Source organism: Klebsiella scottii (genome assembly GCF_036561945.1).
GTDB classification, from domain to species: domain Bacteria; phylum Pseudomonadota; class Gammaproteobacteria; order Enterobacterales; family Enterobacteriaceae; genus Klebsiella; species Klebsiella scottii.
In genome coordinates, this window is record NZ_JARXNI010000020.1 from 2133430 (window position 1) to 2150255 (window position 16826).

Annotated in this window: 16 protein-coding genes; 8 read left to right on the plus strand and 8 right to left on the minus strand. The window is 58.9% G+C overall.

All coding sequences use genetic code 11. The annotated features are described in order from the left end of the window. The first annotated feature begins 9 nt into the window (after positions 1–9). From QFI97_RS17690 to QFI97_RS17705, 4 genes are all read left to right on the plus strand, one after another. On the plus strand, positions 10–450 hold the full coding sequence (locus QFI97_RS17690) for a winged helix-turn-helix transcriptional regulator (protein ID WP_375215108.1): 441 nt from the start codon (positions 10–12) through the stop codon (positions 448–450). A gap of 181 nt (positions 451–631) precedes the next feature. Next, entirely contained in the window at positions 632–1306 is a 675-nt protein-coding gene (phoP, locus tag QFI97_RS17695; RefSeq protein ID WP_041145006.1) for a two-component system response regulator PhoP, read from the plus strand. Continuing rightward, the gene (phoQ, locus tag QFI97_RS17700; protein WP_346431704.1) at positions 1303–2769 is read left to right on the plus strand and encodes a two-component system sensor histidine kinase PhoQ; all 1467 of its coding nucleotides are present in this window, start codon (positions 1303–1305) and stop codon (positions 2767–2769) included. The genes phoP and phoQ overlap by 4 nt, the downstream gene beginning before the upstream one ends. A gap of 141 nt (positions 2770–2910) precedes the next feature. Next, positions 2911–4032: a ribosomal protein uL16 3-hydroxylase gene (locus tag QFI97_RS17705; protein WP_095096484.1), complete on the plus strand. Its 1122-nt coding sequence runs from the start codon at positions 2911–2913 to the stop codon at positions 4030–4032. Between the two features lie 87 nt (positions 4033–4119). Here the strand turns inward: QFI97_RS17705 and pepT are convergent, their stop codons facing one another. Beyond that, entirely contained in the window at positions 4120–5352 is a 1233-nt protein-coding gene (gene pepT / locus QFI97_RS17710; protein WP_095096482.1) for a peptidase T, read from the minus strand. Between the two features lie 256 nt (positions 5353–5608). On the opposite strand from pepT, the gene potA reads away from it, so the two are divergent. The 4 genes from potA (at position 5609) to potD (ending at position 9502) form a co-directional block, all read left to right on the plus strand. Further along, positions 5609–6745, plus strand: coding sequence for a spermidine/putrescine ABC transporter ATP-binding protein PotA (gene potA / locus QFI97_RS17715; protein ID WP_346431705.1), 1137 nt, complete (start codon positions 5609–5611; stop codon positions 6743–6745). Further along, the gene (gene potB, locus QFI97_RS17720; RefSeq protein ID WP_095096476.1) at positions 6729–7586 is read left to right on the plus strand and encodes a spermidine/putrescine ABC transporter permease PotB; all 858 of its coding nucleotides are present in this window, start codon (positions 6729–6731) and stop codon (positions 7584–7586) included. The genes potA and potB overlap by 17 nt, the downstream gene beginning before the upstream one ends. Then, positions 7583–8374 (plus strand): spermidine/putrescine ABC transporter permease PotC, encoded by a 792-nt coding sequence (gene potC / locus QFI97_RS17725; RefSeq protein ID WP_346431706.1) that lies wholly within the window; start codon positions 7583–7585, stop codon positions 8372–8374. The genes potB and potC overlap by 4 nt, the downstream gene beginning before the upstream one ends. A gap of 81 nt (positions 8375–8455) precedes the next feature. Next, positions 8456–9502, plus strand: a complete 1047-nt coding sequence (gene potD, locus QFI97_RS17730; RefSeq protein WP_346431707.1) for a spermidine/putrescine ABC transporter substrate-binding protein PotD — start codon at positions 8456–8458, stop codon at positions 9500–9502. Here potD and QFI97_RS17735 read toward each other — a convergent pair. The 7 genes from QFI97_RS17735 to lolC form a co-directional block, all read right to left on the minus strand. Then, entirely contained in the window at positions 9486–11141 is a 1656-nt protein-coding gene (locus QFI97_RS17735) for a long-chain fatty acid--CoA ligase (protein WP_346431708.1), read from the minus strand. The genes potD and QFI97_RS17735 overlap by 17 nt on opposite strands. Positions 11142–11247: 106 nt before the next feature. Next, positions 11248–11541: a hypothetical protein gene (locus QFI97_RS17740; RefSeq protein ID WP_346431709.1), complete on the minus strand. Its 294-nt coding sequence runs from the start codon at positions 11539–11541 to the stop codon at positions 11248–11250. Between the two features lie 210 nt (positions 11542–11751). After that, positions 11752–12576 (minus strand): Sir2 family NAD+-dependent deacetylase, encoded by an 825-nt coding sequence (gene cobB / locus QFI97_RS17745; RefSeq protein ID WP_346431710.1) that lies wholly within the window; start codon positions 12574–12576, stop codon positions 11752–11754. Positions 12577–12590: 14 nt separating this feature from the next. Next, positions 12591–13502: an N-acetylglucosamine kinase gene (gene nagK / locus QFI97_RS17750; protein ID WP_331835518.1), complete on the minus strand. Its 912-nt coding sequence runs from the start codon at positions 13500–13502 to the stop codon at positions 12591–12593. Positions 13503–13575: 73 nt separating this feature from the next. After that, positions 13576–14820: a lipoprotein-releasing ABC transporter permease subunit LolE gene (lolE, locus tag QFI97_RS17755; RefSeq protein WP_095096460.1), complete on the minus strand. Its 1245-nt coding sequence runs from the start codon at positions 14818–14820 to the stop codon at positions 13576–13578. Continuing rightward, positions 14820–15521: a lipoprotein-releasing ABC transporter ATP-binding protein LolD gene (gene lolD / locus QFI97_RS17760; protein WP_041144989.1), complete on the minus strand. Its 702-nt coding sequence runs from the start codon at positions 15519–15521 to the stop codon at positions 14820–14822. Before lolD ends, lolE begins: the two co-directional genes overlap by 1 nt. Beyond that, complete coding sequence (gene lolC / locus QFI97_RS17765; RefSeq protein ID WP_346431711.1) at positions 15514–16713, minus strand: lipoprotein-releasing ABC transporter permease subunit LolC; 1200 nt, start codon at positions 16711–16713, stop codon at positions 15514–15516. Before lolC ends, lolD begins: the two co-directional genes overlap by 8 nt. Between the last annotated feature and the right edge of the window lie 113 nt (positions 16714–16826).

Sequence of the window (16826 nt, forward strand, 5' to 3'; positions counted from 1 at the left end):
CCGCGTAAAATGATGAAAAACGAAACCTGTCCCGTCGCCCGCAGCGTGGATATTATCGGCGATCGCTGGTCGCTGCTGATCGTGCGCGACGCCTTTGATGGCATGAGTCGGTTTAGCGACTTTCAGCGCAGCCTGGGAATGGCGCGCAATATTCTCTCTGACCGCCTGCATAAGCTGGTTGATGCCGGTATTCTCAGGACCCAGGCCGCCTCGGATGGCACCGCGTATCAGGAGTACGTCCTGACCGCAAAAGGAGAAAGCCTGTTTCCCCTGGTGGTCGCGCTGCGTCAGTGGGGAGAGCACTATCTTTTCGCAAGCGGCGAGCCTCATTCCGTCCTGATCGATAAGCGCACGCGGCAGGCGGTTCCGCCAATGGCGCCGGCTGCCGAAGACGGCACCCCGCTGGCGCCTTCGGCGACCGAAGTCCGCAAAGTGCAGTCGGACGGATAACGGCTGGCGCCGCGCGTTTCAATATTCCGCCAGCTTATCAATGACCTGGTACAAAAATGGCGGCTCAGCGGGAAAACTCGCGAAAAATCAATTGAAATTCGTTATTTAACAGCCGTTTATATTCAACGTGTATAATTAGCGCTAAACTATTCAAATCAAATAATGAATATGGAGAACCGGCATGCGCGTACTCGTGGTTGAAGATAACGCTTTACTGCGCCATCACCTGAAAGTTCAGCTCCAGGAGTTAGGCCACCAGGTCGATGCGGCGGAAGATGCAAAAGAAGCCGATTACTATCTCGGCGAACACGTGCCGGATATCGCGATTGTCGACCTCGGCCTGCCGGATGAAGACGGCCTGTCGCTGATCCGCCGCTGGCGCAGCCACGAGGTGTCGGTGCCGGTGCTGGTGCTCACCGCCCGCGAAGGCTGGCAGGATAAGGTCGAGGTGCTGAGCGCCGGGGCGGACGACTACGTCACCAAACCCTTCCATATCGAAGAGGTCGCCGCCCGCATGCAGGCCCTGCTGCGCCGCAACAGCGGCCTGGCGTCGCAGGTTATTTCCCTGCCGCCTTTCCAGGTCGACCTGTCGCGGCGCGAGCTGTCGGTCAACGAGCAGCCGATTAAGCTGACGGCGTTTGAGTACACCATTATGGAAACGCTGATCCGCAACCGCGGCAAAGTGGTCAGCAAAGATTCGCTGATGCTGCAGCTCTATCCTGACGCCGAGCTGCGCGAAAGCCACACCATCGACGTGCTGATGGGCCGTCTGCGCAAAAAAATCCAGGCCCAGCATCCGCACGACGTGATTACCACGGTGCGCGGCCAGGGCTATTTATTTGAACTGCGCGGATGAAAGGTCCGCTACGGCATATTTTGCCGCTTTCCCTGCGCGTCCGCTTTCTGCTGGCGACGGCTGCCGTGGTGCTGGTGCTCTCGCTGGCCTACGGCATGGTCGCGCTGGTCGGCTATAGCGTCAGCTTCGACAAAACCACCTTCCGCCTGCTGCGCGGCGAAAGTAATTTGTTCTATATGCTGGCGAAGTGGGAGAACAACCGTATTGACGTTGATATCCCCGAAAACCTCAATATGCAGAGCCCGACGGTCACGCTGATCTACGACGCCAGCGGCAAGCTGCTGTGGACCCAGCACGACGTACCTTGGCTGACAAAACGCATTCAGCCGGAATGGCTGAAAAGCAACGGCTTTCACGAAATTGAATCCGACGTCGACAGCACCAGCATGCTGCTGCGCAATAACCACGAAGTGCAGGAGGAGCTGGACGCATTGCGCCAGCAGGACGATGGTTCCGAGATGACCCACTCGGTGGCCATCAATATCTATCCGGCAACCGACAAGATGCCGCAGCTGAGCATCGTGGTGGTCGACACCATCCCGGTGGAGCTCAAACGCTCCTATATGGTGTGGAGCTGGTTTATCTACGTGCTGGTCGCCAACCTGCTGCTGGTGATTCCGCTGCTGTGGGTCGCCGCATGGTGGAGCCTGCGGCCCATCGAATCGCTGGCGAAAGAGGTCCGCGAGCTGGAAGAGCACCATCGCGAAATGCTCAACCCGAATACCACCCGGGAGCTGACGCGGCTGGTCAGCAACCTGAACCGCCTGCTGAAAAGCGAGCGCGAGCGCTACGATAAATACCGCACGACGCTGACCGATCTGACCCACAGCCTGAAAACGCCGCTGGCGGTCATGCAAAGCACCCTGCGCTCGCTGCGTAGCGAAAAGATTGACGTCAACGCGGCGGAGCCGGTGATGCTGGAACAGATCAGCCGCATCTCGCAGCAGATTGGCTACTACCTGCATCGCGCCAGCATGCGCAGCGGCGGAACCCTGCTCAGCCGCGAGCTGCATCCCATTGCCCCGCTGCTCGATAGCCTCACCTCAGCGCTGAATAAGGTATATCAGCGCAAAGGGGTCAACATCACCCTCGATATCTCTCCCGAAATTAGCTTTGTCGGCGAACAGAACGACTTTATGGAGGTGATGGGCAACGTGCTGGATAATGCCTGTAAATATTGTCTGGAGTTTGTTGAAGTCTCCGTACGCCAGACCAACGATAATTACCTGCACATTCTGGTGGAGGACGATGGCCCGGGGATCCCGCACAGCCAGCGAAGCGTGGTGTTCGATCGCGGACAGCGTGCCGATACGCTGCGTCCCGGCCAGGGCGTGGGCCTCGCCGTCGCCCGCGATATTGTCGAGCAGTATGACGGCGATATTCTTACCGGCGACAGCCTGCTCGGCGGCGCCTGTATGGAGGTGGTTTTCGGCCGCCAGCTGCCCGACGAGAGCGAAGGCTAACCGCCTTTCTCTCCCAGTGACGCCTGCGTCCCGCGGGCGTCGCGGATCTCTGTGACCCGACGAACAAACGCTGCCAACAAAGAGGCAGTTTGAGGGATGGCGTGTATAATCCCAAACAGACACCTGCTGTGGAATATAAAAATGGATTATCAATTAACGCTTAACTGGCCTGACTTTATCGAACGCTACTGGCAAAAACGCCCGGTGGTATTAAAGCGGGGCTTTGCCAATTTCGTCGATCCCATTAGCCCGGATGAGCTGGCCGGGCTGGCGATGGAAAACGAAGTCGATAGCCGCCTGGTCAGCCATCAGGACGGAAAATGGCAGGTCAGCCACGGCCCGTTCGAAAGCTACGATCACCTGAGCGAGAACAACTGGTCGCTGCTGGTGCAGGCGGTCAACAACTGGCACGAGCCGACTGCGGCGCTGATGCACCCCTTCCGCGCCCTGCCGGACTGGCGCATCGACGATCTGATGATCTCCTTCTCCGTTCCCGGCGGCGGCGTAGGCCCGCATCTCGATCAGTACGACGTGTTTATTATTCAGGGAACCGGCCGCCGCCGCTGGCGCGTGGGCGACAAGGTGCCGATGAAACAGCACTGCCCGCATCCGGATCTGCTGCAGGTTGACCCGTTCGAAGCGATTATCGATGAAGAGATGGAGCCCGGCGATATCCTCTATATTCCGCCAGGATTCCCGCACGAAGGCTATTCGCTGGAAAACTCGCTTAACTACTCCGTGGGCTACCGCGCGCCGAACGCCCGCGAGCTGTTCAGCGGTTTCGCCGACTATATTCTGCAGCGCGAGCTCGGCAGCCAGCGCTATGCCGATCCCGACGTGCCGTCGCGCGACCATCCGGCGGATATTTTACCGGTCGAGCTGGATCGCCTGCGCGATATGATGCTGGGCCTGATTAATCAGCCAGAGCATTTCAAACAGTGGTTTGGCGAGTTTATTACCCAGTCCCGTCACGAGCTGGACGTGGCCCCTGCGGAGCCGCCCTATCAGCCGGATGAAATTTACGACGCGCTGCAGCAGGGCGATAAGCTGGTGAGGCTTGGCGGGCTGCGCGTGGTGCGCATTGACGGCGAAGTGTTCGTCAACGGCGAGCAGATTAACTCTCCGCATCGTCCGGCGCTGGACGCGCTGGCTACGCACCTGGCGCTCAACGCGGCGCACTTCGGCGATGCGCTGGAAGATCCGTCCTTCCTCGCGATGCTGGCGGCGCTGGTCAACAGCGGCTACTGGTTCTTCGAAGACTAAGGCACCATTCCCCGGCCTGCGGCGCCCAGCGCCCTGGCCGGACTACGGGCTCCCTGCGCGTTGCCGGTAGCCCGGTTCAGCATGGCGCTATCGCGCGCCCCGCTTCGCCGTCAGCTCGGCTATCCGCACGATAACCTGTACCGCCTTCTCCATCCCTTCCAGCGTCACAAACTCATGCTTGCCGTGGTAGTTGTAGCCGCCGGTAAACAGGTTCGGGCAGGGTAATCCCATAAAAGAGAGCTGCGCCCCGTCGGTGCCGCCGCGAATGGGCTTCATTTCCGGTTCGATGTGGCAATCGACCATCGCCTGGCGGGCGATCTCCACGACATGCGGATGCGCCATCACTTTTTCATGCATATTGTAGTAGCTGTCTTCAATCACCAGCTCGATATAGCAGTCCGGATGCAGCCCTTTGCCGACCTTTTTGGCGATCTCCATCATCCTGCGCTTACGGGCTTCAAACTGCTTGCGGTCAAAATCGCGAATAATGTAGTGCATCTCGGCGCGATCGACGGTGCCTTTGATATTCGACAGATGGTAAAAGCCTTCATAGCCTTCGGTGGTTTCCGGCGCCTCATCGGCCGGGACTTCGGCATGAATTCTTGCCGCCAGCGACAGGGCGTTGACCATCACGCCTTTGGCGGTGCCGGGGTGAACGTTATTGCCGACGATCTTAATGGTCACCGAGGCGGCATTGAAGTTTTCAAACTCCAGCTCGCCCACGCCGCCGCCGTCAACGGTGTAGGCCCAGCGCGCGTCGAAGGCGGCAACGTCGAAGTGCTTCGCCCCTTTCCCCACCTCTTCGTCCGGAGTAAACGCCACGCGGATATCACCGTGGGCAATATTTTTTGCCTTCAGCGTAGCCAGCGCGGTCATGATCTCGGCAATACCGGCCTTATCGTCCGCGCCGAGCAGCGTTTTACCATCGGTGGTAATCAGCGTTTGCCCCAGCAGCTGATGCAGCACCGGGAACATCACCGGCGAGAGCACCTCGTCGCCGATGCCGAGCGCAATATCGCCGCCGCGGTAGTTTTCTACTATTTGCGGGTTGACGTGCTTACCGCTGAAGTCAGGAGCCGTATCGACGTGGGAGATAAAGCCAATGGGGGGAATATCACCCGCCACGTTCGCTGCCAGGGTCCCCATTACCGTCCCTTTCTCACTTAGCGTCACGTTAACCAGCCCCATTTCTTCCAGCTGTGCCTGCAGCAGGCGCAACAACTTCCACTGCCCTTCCGTGCTCGGAACCTGGCGCACGCCAGCCTTCGACTGCGTATCTAAAGAAACGTACTGTAAAAAACGCTCAAGCAATTTATCCATGTGGCCACCCTCATCTTTTGTGACAACATTATTCATAAGCCAGAAAAGACAAATATTGCGTCAGGTCATTTTTAGCCCGGCAAACAGGAATTTAATACATTAACTCGCGTAATGTTGTAAAGGTAAGGTATCTGCAGGCGACAAGGATTGGCGATCGGTAGCGTTTGCCGTAGAATGCTTGCCCTTATTAATTATGTGCAGCCCCAAAGGTGGTTAACCACAAACCCCGCATCGGTAAGCCTTCCGCTGCGTCTACATGGGACAGAGTCAAAAATTGAATATACAACCGCGTTCACGTTCGCCGCTGGTTCAACTGGCGGGAATTGGCAAAAGCTTTGATGGCAAAACGGTGATCTCCGACCTGAATCTGACCATCAATAACGGTGAGTTTCTCACTCTGCTTGGCCCTTCTGGCTGCGGTAAAACAACCGTTCTCCGTCTTATTGCCGGGCTGGAAAATGTCGATAGCGGACACATTCATCTCGAAGACCACGACATCACTCACGTTCCGGCGGAAAACCGCCACGTCAATACCGTCTTTCAAAGCTACGCCCTGTTCCCGCATATGACGGTGTTCGAAAACGTCGCCTTCGGCCTGCGGATGCAAAAAACGCCGGCGGCGCAGATAGCGCCTCGCGTCGTCGATGCCCTGCGCATGGTGCAGCTGGAAGAGTTTGCCCAGCGCAAACCGCACCAGCTCTCCGGCGGCCAGCAGCAGCGCGTGGCCATTGCCAGAGCGGTGGTCAACAAGCCGCGCCTGCTGCTGCTCGATGAATCCCTCTCCGCGCTGGACTATAAGCTACGTAAGCAGATGCAGAACGAGCTGAAAGCGCTCCAGCGCAAGCTCGGCATTACCTTCGTCTTCGTCACCCACGATCAGGAAGAGGCGCTGACGATGTCCGATCGCATCGTGGTGATGCGCGACGGCAAAATTGAGCAGGACGGCACCCCGCGCGAAATTTACGAAGAGCCGAAGAACCTGTTCGTTGCCAGCTTTATCGGCGAGATCAATATCTTTAACGCGACGGTGATTGAGCGCCTCGACGAGCAGCGCGTCCGCGCCCGCGTTGAAGGGCGCGAATGCAATATCTACGTTAATTTTGCCGTTGAGAAGGGGCAGTCGCTGAACGTCATGCTGCGCCCTGAGGACCTGCGCGTCGATGAGGTCCACGACGCCAGCGAAGCCGATGGCCTGATCGGTTACATCCGTGAACGCAATTACAAAGGCATGACCCTGGAATCGGTGGTCGAACTGGAAAACGGCAAAATGGTGCTGGTCAGCGAATTCTTCAACGAGGACGATCCTGATTTTGACCACCCGCTTGACCAGAAAATGACCATTAACTGGGTAGAGAGCTGGGAGGTTGTACTGGCTGATGAAGAACACCAGTAAATTCCAAAATGTGGTGATTGCCACCATCGTCGGCTGGCTGGTGCTGTTTGTTTTCCTGCCCAACCTGATGATTATCGGCACCAGCTTTTTGACCCGCGACGACGCTAACTTCGTCAAAATGGTCTTTACGCTGGATAACTATGCGCGCCTGCTGGACCCGCTCTACTACGCCGTGCTGCTGCACTCGCTGAATATGGCGCTGCTGGCGACGCTCGCCTGCCTGCTGCTCGGCTATCCCTTTGCCTGGTTTCTCGCCAGGCTGCCGGAGAAGGTCCGTCCGCTGCTGCTGTTTTTGCTGATCGTCCCGTTCTGGACCAACTCGCTGATCCGTATCTACGGGCTGAAAATCTTCCTCAGCACCAAAGGCTACCTCAACGAGTTTCTGCTGTGGCTGGGGGTCATTGAAACGCCTCTGCGCATCATGTACACCCCGTCGGCGGTGATTATCGGCCTGGTCTACATTCTGCTGCCGTTTATGGTGATGCCGCTCTACTCCAGCATTGAGAAGCTGGATCGCCCGCTGCTGGAAGCGGCGAAAGACCTCGGCGCCAGCCGGCTGCAAACCTTTATCCGCATTATTATTCCGCTGACCATGCCGGGGATTATCGCCGGCTGCCTGCTGGTGATGCTGCCGGCGATGGGGCTGTTCTACGTCTCCGACCTGATGGGCGGCGCGAAGAACCTGCTGATCGGCAACGTCATTAAGAGCCAGTTCCTCAATATTCGCGACTGGCCGTTTGGCGCGGCCACCAGCATTACGTTAACCCTCGTGATGGGCCTGATGCTGCTGATTTACTGGCGCGCGGCAAGACTGCTCAACAATAAGGTGGATCTGGAATGACCGGTCGACTGCTGCGCGGCGGCTTTATGGCCGCCATTTACGCGTATCTCTACATTCCCATTATTATTCTGATCGTTAACTCGTTTAACAGTTCGCGTTTTGGCATTAGCTGGCAGGGGTTTACCACCAGCTGGTATAGCCTGCTGATGAACAACGACAGCCTGCTGCAGGCCGCGCAGCATTCGCTCACTATGGCGGTGCTGTCGGCGACCTTTGCCACCCTGATCGGTTCGCTGACCGCCGTCGCGCTATACCGCTACCGCTTTCGCGGTAAGCCGTTCGTCAGCGGAATGCTGTTTGTGGTGATGATGTCGCCGGACATTGTGATGGCGATTTCTCTGCTGGTGCTGTTTATGCTGATTGGCATCCAGCTGGGCTTCTGGTCGCTGCTGTTCTCGCATATTACCTTCTGCCTGCCCTTCGTGGTGGTCACGGTATTTTCGCGGCTCAAGGGTTTCGACGTGCGGATGCTGGAAGCCGCGAAGGATCTCGGCGCCAGCGAGTTAACCATTTTGCGTAAGATTATCCTGCCGCTGGCGCTGCCGGCGGTGGCGGCGGGATGGCTGCTGAGCTTTACGCTGTCGATGGATGACGTCGTGGTGTCATCGTTCGTCACCGGACCGGGCTACGAAATATTGCCGCTGAAGATCTACTCGATGGTCAAGGTGGGCGTGTCGCCGGAAGTGAACGCGCTGGCAACCATCCTGTTGATTCTGTCGCTGGTGATGGTTATCGCCAGCCAGCTCATTGCCCGCGACGGCACCAAAAGCTCGCCCAAACGGGCCTGATAACTGCAGCCGGTTCGGGCCCTCGTCCCGGGCCGGCAACTACCACAGCCTGTGGAACAGGCTTAAACCAGGGGACGTTAAATGAAAAAATGGTCACGCCACCTGCTCGCGGCGGGTGCTCTGGCAGTCGGGATGAGCGCCGCGCACGCGGACGATAGCAAAACGCTCTATTTCTATAACTGGACCGAATACGTACCGCCGGGCCTGCTGGAACAGTTCACCAAAGAGACCGGGATCAAGGTTATCTATTCGACCTACGAATCGAATGAAACCATGTACGCCAAGCTCAAAACCTACAAAGACGGCGCCTACGACCTGGTGGTGCCGTCGACCTACTTCGTCGATAAGATGCGCAAAGAAGGCATGCTGCAGAAGATCGATAAGAGCAAGCTGACTAATTTCAGCAACCTCGATCCGCAGATGCTGAATAAGCCGTTCGACCCGAACAACGACTACTCCATTCCGTACATCTGGGGCGCAACGGCTATTGGCGTCAACAGCGAGGCCATCGACCCTAAAACCGTGAGCAGCTGGGCCGACCTGTGGAAGCCTGAGTACAAAAGCAGCCTGCTGTTGACCGACGATGCCCGGGAAGTGTTCCAGATTGCGCTGCGTAAGCTGGGCTATTCCGGCAACACCACCGATCCCAAAGAGATTGCCGCCGCGTATAGCGAGTTGAAAAAGCTGATGCCAAACGTCGCGGCGTTCAACTCGGATAACCCGGCGAACCCCTATATGGAAGGTGAAGTGAATCTCGGTATGGTATGGAACGGTTCGGCGTTCGTCGCTCGCCAGGCCGGGACGCCGCTGGAGGTGGTGTGGCCGAAAGAAGGCGGGATCTTCTGGATGGATAGCCTGTCGATTCCGTCCAACGCCAAAAACGTCGACGGCGCGCTGAAGCTGATTAACTTCCTGCTGCGTCCGGAAGTAGCCAAACAGGTTGCCGAAACCATCGGCTATCCGACGCCGAACCTCGCCGCGCGCCGGATGCTCAGCCCGAGCGTTGCCAACGATAAATCGCTCTACCCGGACGCGGAAACCATCCAGCAGGGCGAATGGCAGAACGATGTCGGCAGCGCCAGCACCCTGTACGAAGAGTATTATCAAAAGCTCAAGGCCGGTCGTTAATCCCGCCGGGATCGCGCCCCTCGCCCATCAGTATCTGGCCGAATTCGGCCCGCAGCTGATTCTTCAAAACCTTGCCGGTGGCGCTCACCGGCAGGGTGTCAATGAAAACGACGCGGTCCGGTACCTGCCATTTCGGCACCCGCTGCTGGTACCACGCCAGCAGCGCCTGCTCCTCGATTTCAGCCCCTTCCGCCCTGACGCACAGCAGCACCGGACGCTCATCCCAGCGCGGATGCCGGGCGGCAATCGCCGCCGCGCTGCGAATGGCCGGGTGGGCAAGCGCAATATTTTCCAGCTCGACCGTTGAGATCCACTCCCCGCCGGACTTGATGATATCCTTAGCCCGATCCTGAATGATCAGATAGCCATTCTCATCGACGGTGCCGATATCGCCGGTATCAAACCAGCCGTCGTCGGTGAGCGCCGTTTCGCTGCGGCCAAAGTAGTTCGCCACCACCCAGTGACCGCGTACCTGCAGATACCCCTGGCTTTCACCATCGCTGGGCAGCGGCTCTCCGTCGACGTCCACCACCCGCAGATCGATCCCGAAGATAGCCCTTCCCTGCCCCTCGGCCACCCGCTGGCGCTGCGCCTCCGTCAGCGCCTGATGCTTACCCAGCGGCGTATTGATGGTGCCGATGGGCGACGTTTCGGTCATCCCCCAGGCGTGGATCAGCTCGATACCGTAGTCGCAACGAAACGCCTCCGCCATCGAAGGAGGCAGCGCTGAACCGCCGACGAATGAGCGTTTAAAGCAGGGCAAGCGGATATCCGATTTTCGCAGCGCCGCCAGCAGTCCGGCCCAAATCACCGGCACGCCAAAGGCCACGCTGACCCGCTCGGCGCTCAGCAGCCGCAGCAGGCTCTCGCCGTCCAGATGCGGCCCTGGCAGCACCAGCCGCGCCCCGGCCATCGCGGCGATAAAGGGCGTGCCCCAGGCGTTGACGTGAAACATCGGCACCACCGGCAGCAGGGAGTCGCGGGCCGAGATACCGGCGGCATCGGGCTGATTGCCGCTCAGCGCGTGCAGCACCAGCGAACGATGGGTATTGAGCACTCCTTTGGGTTTCCCGGTGGTGCCCGAGGTGTAGCACAGCGATGCGGGGGTGGTTTCGCTCAGCGCCGGCCAGTCGTAGCCGGGATCCCCGCAGGCCAGCAGCTCATCGTAAAACAGCAGCGAATCGAGCTCGCTGAGGGCGCCTTCGCTGCGGGCTTCCATCAGGACAAAGTAGCGAACGGTCGGCAGATGGGGCCGCAGCTGGCGCAGCAGCGGCAGGAAGGTGGCGTCAAAAAACAGCACCTGGTCCGCGGCGTCGTTGATGATAAAAGTCAGGTGCTCAACCGACAGTCGCGGATTGAGGGTATGGGTAACCCGGCCTGCCGATCCGATGGCAAAATAGATCTCCAGATGACGGCGATTATTCCACGCCAGGGTTGCGCAGCGCGCGCCGGCGGGAATGCCCAGCCGTTCGACGGCGGATGCCAGACGGCGCGCGTTATCCGCCACCGCTCCCCAGCTGCTGTATTCCGTCTCCCCGCTCGTGCTCACGGAGACTATTTCGCTATCGGCATGATAGCGCGCCGCGTGGTTAATTAACGTTCCGGTGGTTAAATCCTGATACATCATCGATGGGTGCATGGCAGGTTCTCCGCGGCGTCGGCGCGCTTTTCGGGCAAAAAAAAGCGCCGGTACGGGCGCCTTATGGGATATGCAAATTTTCCGGGTTCTTTTTCGCGGCCACAGATCAGGCGCGCACGGGATGCGCCCGCGATTTAATCAACGCATCTTCCACGTCAAAATCGCTCAGCGGGTAGTTTGTCGCCACCATATAGAAGCGGCCGTCCTGCGCCGGATATTCATGGACGTTGTAATTCACCATGCGCGGCTGGGAGCCTGAGGCCTCTTCGGCAGGGGAACGGGCATGTTTCGCCAGCGGGTATTTCGAACGAACGGCAAGACGGTGGGTTTTAACCCCGCTGTAGACTTCGCCGTGATGTTCATCGCCGAGGATCAGGTAGTCAAAATACTCCGGGTGCACGCTAACACTCCCTTTCCGTTACAAGAATGTAGAAAGATGTCATAAAAAAGCATGCAATACCATTTTCCCTGTCACATCATCGCATCAATTCCACAACTTCAGACGAAAATGCCGGGAGCGCCGACGGGCAATACGCCGCAGAACGCGGCCCGGTCACGCCCTCCGGCCCTGAAATGCGCACCCGCAGCGGCCTGCCGGTGCGCCGATCGATCAGAGATCTTTTAACAGCTGGTCGATAAACTCCGGCACCACCTGGCTTGCCAGGCCATAGCGTTTTTCGGCAAACTCGCTGCCCACCTGGCTCGGCTCCAGGTTGAGCTCAACCGTATGCGCCCCCTGCAGGCGGGCCTCGTGAACGAAACCCGCCGCCGGATAGACGTGCCCGGAAGTACCGATGGCAATGAAAACATCGGCATCCGTCAGCGCGCTATAAATGTCGTCCATCCCCAGCGGCATCTCGCCAAACCAGACCACGTGCGGGCGCAGCGGCGCCGGGAACTGACAGCAGTGGCACTTGTCGTCCACGGTAACGTCCCCGGTCCACTCCAGCACCTGCCCGCTCCACGCGCAGCGCACCTTCAGCAGCTCGCCGTGCATATGGATCACCCGGCGGTTGCCGGCGCGCTCGTGCAGGTTGTCGATGTTCTGCGTCACCAGCACAAAACGATCGCCCAGCGCCTCTTCCAGCCGCGCCAGCGCCAGATGCGCCGCGTTAGGTGCGATATCCGGCCCCTGCAGCTGACGACGGCGGGCATTATAAAATGCCTGCACCAGCGCCGGGTCGCGGGCAAAGCCTTCCGGCGTCGCCACGTCTTCCACCCGATGTTCTTCCCACAGGCCGTCGGCCGCGCGGAAGGTTTTAATCCCCGACTCAGCCGAAATGCCTGCGCCGGTCAGTACCACTATCCTGGGTTTATCCATCGTTTCCGGAGCCACCTTATCCTCTTTAAAGAAAATTCGCTGACGCAGGCGCTCGCGCAAGCGACGTTTATTGCGGCGAAAACGGCTCAATCGATGTAAGCGGCGCGACAACATAGCTACCTCTGTGATTAATCAGTCAAATGAAGGAAGGCCGCACCGCGCATTCCTCCCGCATCGCCGTGGCGCGCCCGCTCAATCCGAGGCACCCGGGCAACGGGAAGTAAATGACGCGGCAGGCGCTGCGCCAGCCCTTCGCTTATTGCAGTAAAGTTAGACAATCCTCCGCCAACTACCAGCAGATCCGGATCGACGATGGTTAAAATATTACCCAGACACACCGCCAGCAGGTCAAGATAACGCTCGACGTGGGCGCGCGCTTTTTCATCGCCCTGCTGCCACAGCGCGACAATTTCTGGTGAGGTGAGGGATTGTTGGTAAAAGTGTTCGTACAGCCAGGCAAAGCCGCGGCCGGAAAGATAGTTTTCGATGCAGCCCAGCTGGCCGCAGCCGCAGCGGGTCAGCGGAAAATCGCGCCCGACCACCTCCAGCGCATCCACCGGCAGGCGGATATGGCCAAATTCGCCGGTGATATAGCTATGTCCGGTAATCGATTTGCCGTTAAGGATCAGGCCACCGCCTACGCCGGTGCCGAGGATCAGCCCCATCACCAGCGGATAGCGGGTAAACTCATCGTCCCAGGCCTCCGAGAGCGCAAAACAGTTGGCGTCGTTATCCAGACGCACTTCACGCCCCAGCCGGGCGCTGAGGTCGGCGCGCAGCGGTTTACCGCTGGCGGCAGGCACGTTGGCGGCGTATAGCGTGCCGTCCGCGGTTTCCGGCATTCCCGGGATACCTATCCCTACCGAACCCTGGCAATCAAAGCGGGCGTCCGCCTCAAGCACCAGCGCTTCTACCGCCTGGAGAAAATCCTCATAACTCGCTTGCGGAGTGGCGACGCGCTTTTCCCACTGCAGCCGTCGCTCCTTGTTAAATACGCCTAACGCAATCTTGCTGCCGCCAATGTCAAATCCGTAATACATTTCAGCAATTCCTCTTTCTAACCCTGCGCTTCAGCTTGCAAAATGAAGCGCATTAACGGGTCATGACGATAAATTACTGGCCACTCAGCACCCTCGCCGGGTCAATGCGGCTGGCGCGGCGGGCGGGATACCAGCTGGCCAGCAAACTCAGCAACAGTGCCGTCACCAGCACATAAATGACGTCCAGCCAGTGCAGTTCAGACGGCAGGAAGTCAATAAAATAAATGTCGCCGGACAGGAATTTATGCCCAATCAGATATTCGAGGCCGTTAATAATCGACGTCAGCTTCAGCGCGCAAACCACGCCAATGGCGACCCCAATCAGGCTTCCGACCGAGCCGGCAAGTAAACCATACCATACGAAAATAGCGCGGATCAGGCCGTCTTTCGCACCGAGCGTGCGCAGCACCGCAATATCGCTGCTTTTATCTTTCACCGCCATCACCAGGGTGGATACGATGTTAAAGCAGGCGACCCCGATAACCAGCACCATTGCCAGATACATAATGGCGCGGATCATCTGAATATCACGATACATATAGCCGTAGGTGCCGATCCAGCTCTTGATATAGACGTAGCTGTTGGTGACTTCACCGGCGTCGCGCACCAGGGTGTTGGCGTGGAAGACATCGGTGACTTTAATCGCGATCCCGGTGACGCTGCTGCCCATATCCAGATACTGCTGAGCATCCGGCATCGGGATCATGGCGAAGCTGTGATCGAGCTGGCCGCTCAGCTGCAGGATCCCGGTCACGTGCAGCCTGACGCGTTTCGGCTGCAGCAGCTGGTGATCGGCGTCGGAGTTGGGGATCATTATCGACACCCAGTCGCCCTGCTTGACGTGCAGCGCATCGGCGACGCCCTTGCCTAAAATAACCTGCTGCTCGCCGGGCTTAAAGCCGGCCCAGGCGTTATTCTGCACGAAGGTCGGCAGCGAGCTCAGGCGGCTCTCCTGCTGAGGATCGACGCCCTTCACCTGAATGGCGCGCATGTTGCTGCCGCTCTCCACCAGCCCGGTAAAGTTGATATAGGGGGCCGCCGCAACGACGCCCTTGACCTTCTCAACCTTCGCCAGCGCGTCGTTCCAGTTGCTCCAGGGCTGCTTAACCGGCTCGATTTCCCCGTGGGGAACCACCGCCAGAATGCGGTTATTGAGCTCGCGCTCAAAGCCGTTCATGGCGCTCAGGCCGACGATCAGCACCGCCACTCCCAGCGCAATGCCGACGGTCGAAATCACCGAAATAAGCGATACCATGCCGCCGCGTCGGCGGCCGCGGCTAAAGCGCAGGGCAATCAACAGGGATAACGGAGAGGCCATTACTCGGCCCCCATCAGGGTCAGTTCCGCGTTCAGGTGGCCATCACGCATCTCCAGCTGACGGTTCATCCGTTTCGCCAGCTGCAGATCGTGAGTCACCACCAGGAAAGCGGTACGTTGCGCGATATTGAGCTCGCCCAGCAGCTGGAAAATGCTGTCGGCATTGCGGGCGTCAAGGTTGCCGGTCGGCTCATCCGCCAGCACCAGCCGCGGCTTGTTGACCAGCGCGCGGGCAATCGCCACGCGCTGGCGTTCGCCGCCGGAAAGCTCGGACGGACGATGGCTGCTGCGGTGTTCAAGGCCGACCGCGCGCAGCATCTCTTTGGCCTGACGTTCGATATCGGCAGCCTTCTGCTTGCCGATCAGTAGCGGCATCGCCACGTTTTCCAGGGCGGTAAAATCCGGCAGCAGGTGGTGGAACTGATAGATAAAGCCCAGCTCGCGGTTGCGCAGGTCGGCGCGGGCCGCAGCGGAGAGCTGGCTCATCGGCTGGCCGGAGAAAATAACGTCGCCTGAGGTCGGCGTATCGAGGCCGCCGAGCAGATGCAGAAGCGTACTTTTACCGGAACCCGAGGTGCCGACGATCGCCATCATCTCGCCCTCCTCGATGCTGAAGCTGACATCGTGCAGCACGTCAGTTTGCACGTTGCCTTCCTGATAGCGTTTGCACAGGTTGTCGCATTGCAGCAGGATCTTATTCATAACGTAAAGCCTCAGCGGGTTGGGTGGCGGCAGCGCGCCAGGAAGGATACAACGTAGATAACAATGCCAGCACCATAGCCACCAGCGCAATTATCGCCACCTGCAGCGGTTCAATGGCGACCGGCAGCGCGGCGCCGTCAAGAAACGCGCCGATAATCGGCATCAAATTGTTCAGCTGACTGGCGAGCAGCACGCCGAGCAGCGCGCCGAGCAGCGCGCCGACAATGCCGGCGCTGGCGCCCTGCACCATAAAGACCAGCATAATCTGCCGCGGCGTCAGGCCGAGGGTTTGCAGAATCGCCACCTCGCCCTGTTTTTCCATCACCATCATCCCGAGCGAGGTGATGATATTAAAGGCGGCCACCGCCACAATCAGGCTCAGCAGCAGGCCCATCATATTTTTTTCCATCCGCACGGCCTGGAACAGCTCGCCTTTGCGCTCGCGCCAGTCCTGCCACTTCGTCCCTGCGGGCAAGGTTTGCTGGCTGAGCGTATCCACCTGCAGCGGCTGATTGAGCCACAGGCGCCAGCCGGTAATATTCCCCAGCGGGTAGCGCATCAGGCGCGACGCGTCGTCGATATTGGCCAGCATCTGGTAGCCGTCGACTTCGCTACTGGCGGCGAAGGTACCGATGACGTTAAACAGGCGCTGGCTCGGCACCCGGCCCATCGGCGTAAACTGGCTGGCGGAAGGCACCATCACGCGGATCTGGTCGCCGCGATTAACTCCGAGCTGGCCGGCCAGCTGCTCGCCGAGAATAACGTTATATTTCCCGGCCTGCAGATCGCTCTGCTTGACGTTAACGAGGTACGGCGTCAGCGGATCTTTTTGCGCCGGATCGATGCCAAGCATCACCCCAACCGCGACGCTGCGCGCGCTTTGCAGCACCACGTCGCCGGTGGTCAACGGCGCTACCCGGCTGACGCCCTGTAACTTCACGGCGCTTTCCGGCAGCGTTTGCGGATTGATTGAGCCCTGCTGGGCGCTAAGAATGGCCTGCGGCATCAGCCCCAGGATGTTGTTCTGCAGCTCGCGTTCAAAGCCATTCATCACCGACAGGACGGTCACCAGCGCCATCACGCCGAGCGTAATGCCGATGGTTGAGAGCCAGGAGACGAAACGACCGAAGCGGTCAGCTGCGCGCCCGCGCATGTAGCGAAGGCCGATAAAGAGTGCGGCAGGTTGGTACATGTATTCCATCTGGTTGCTGATAGCCGATGCACGAGTATATATGTCATAGCACAACGCGTAAATCACTGAAACGGTAAGTTTTTGTCGTCAGATGGGGGAAAAACAAAGATAAA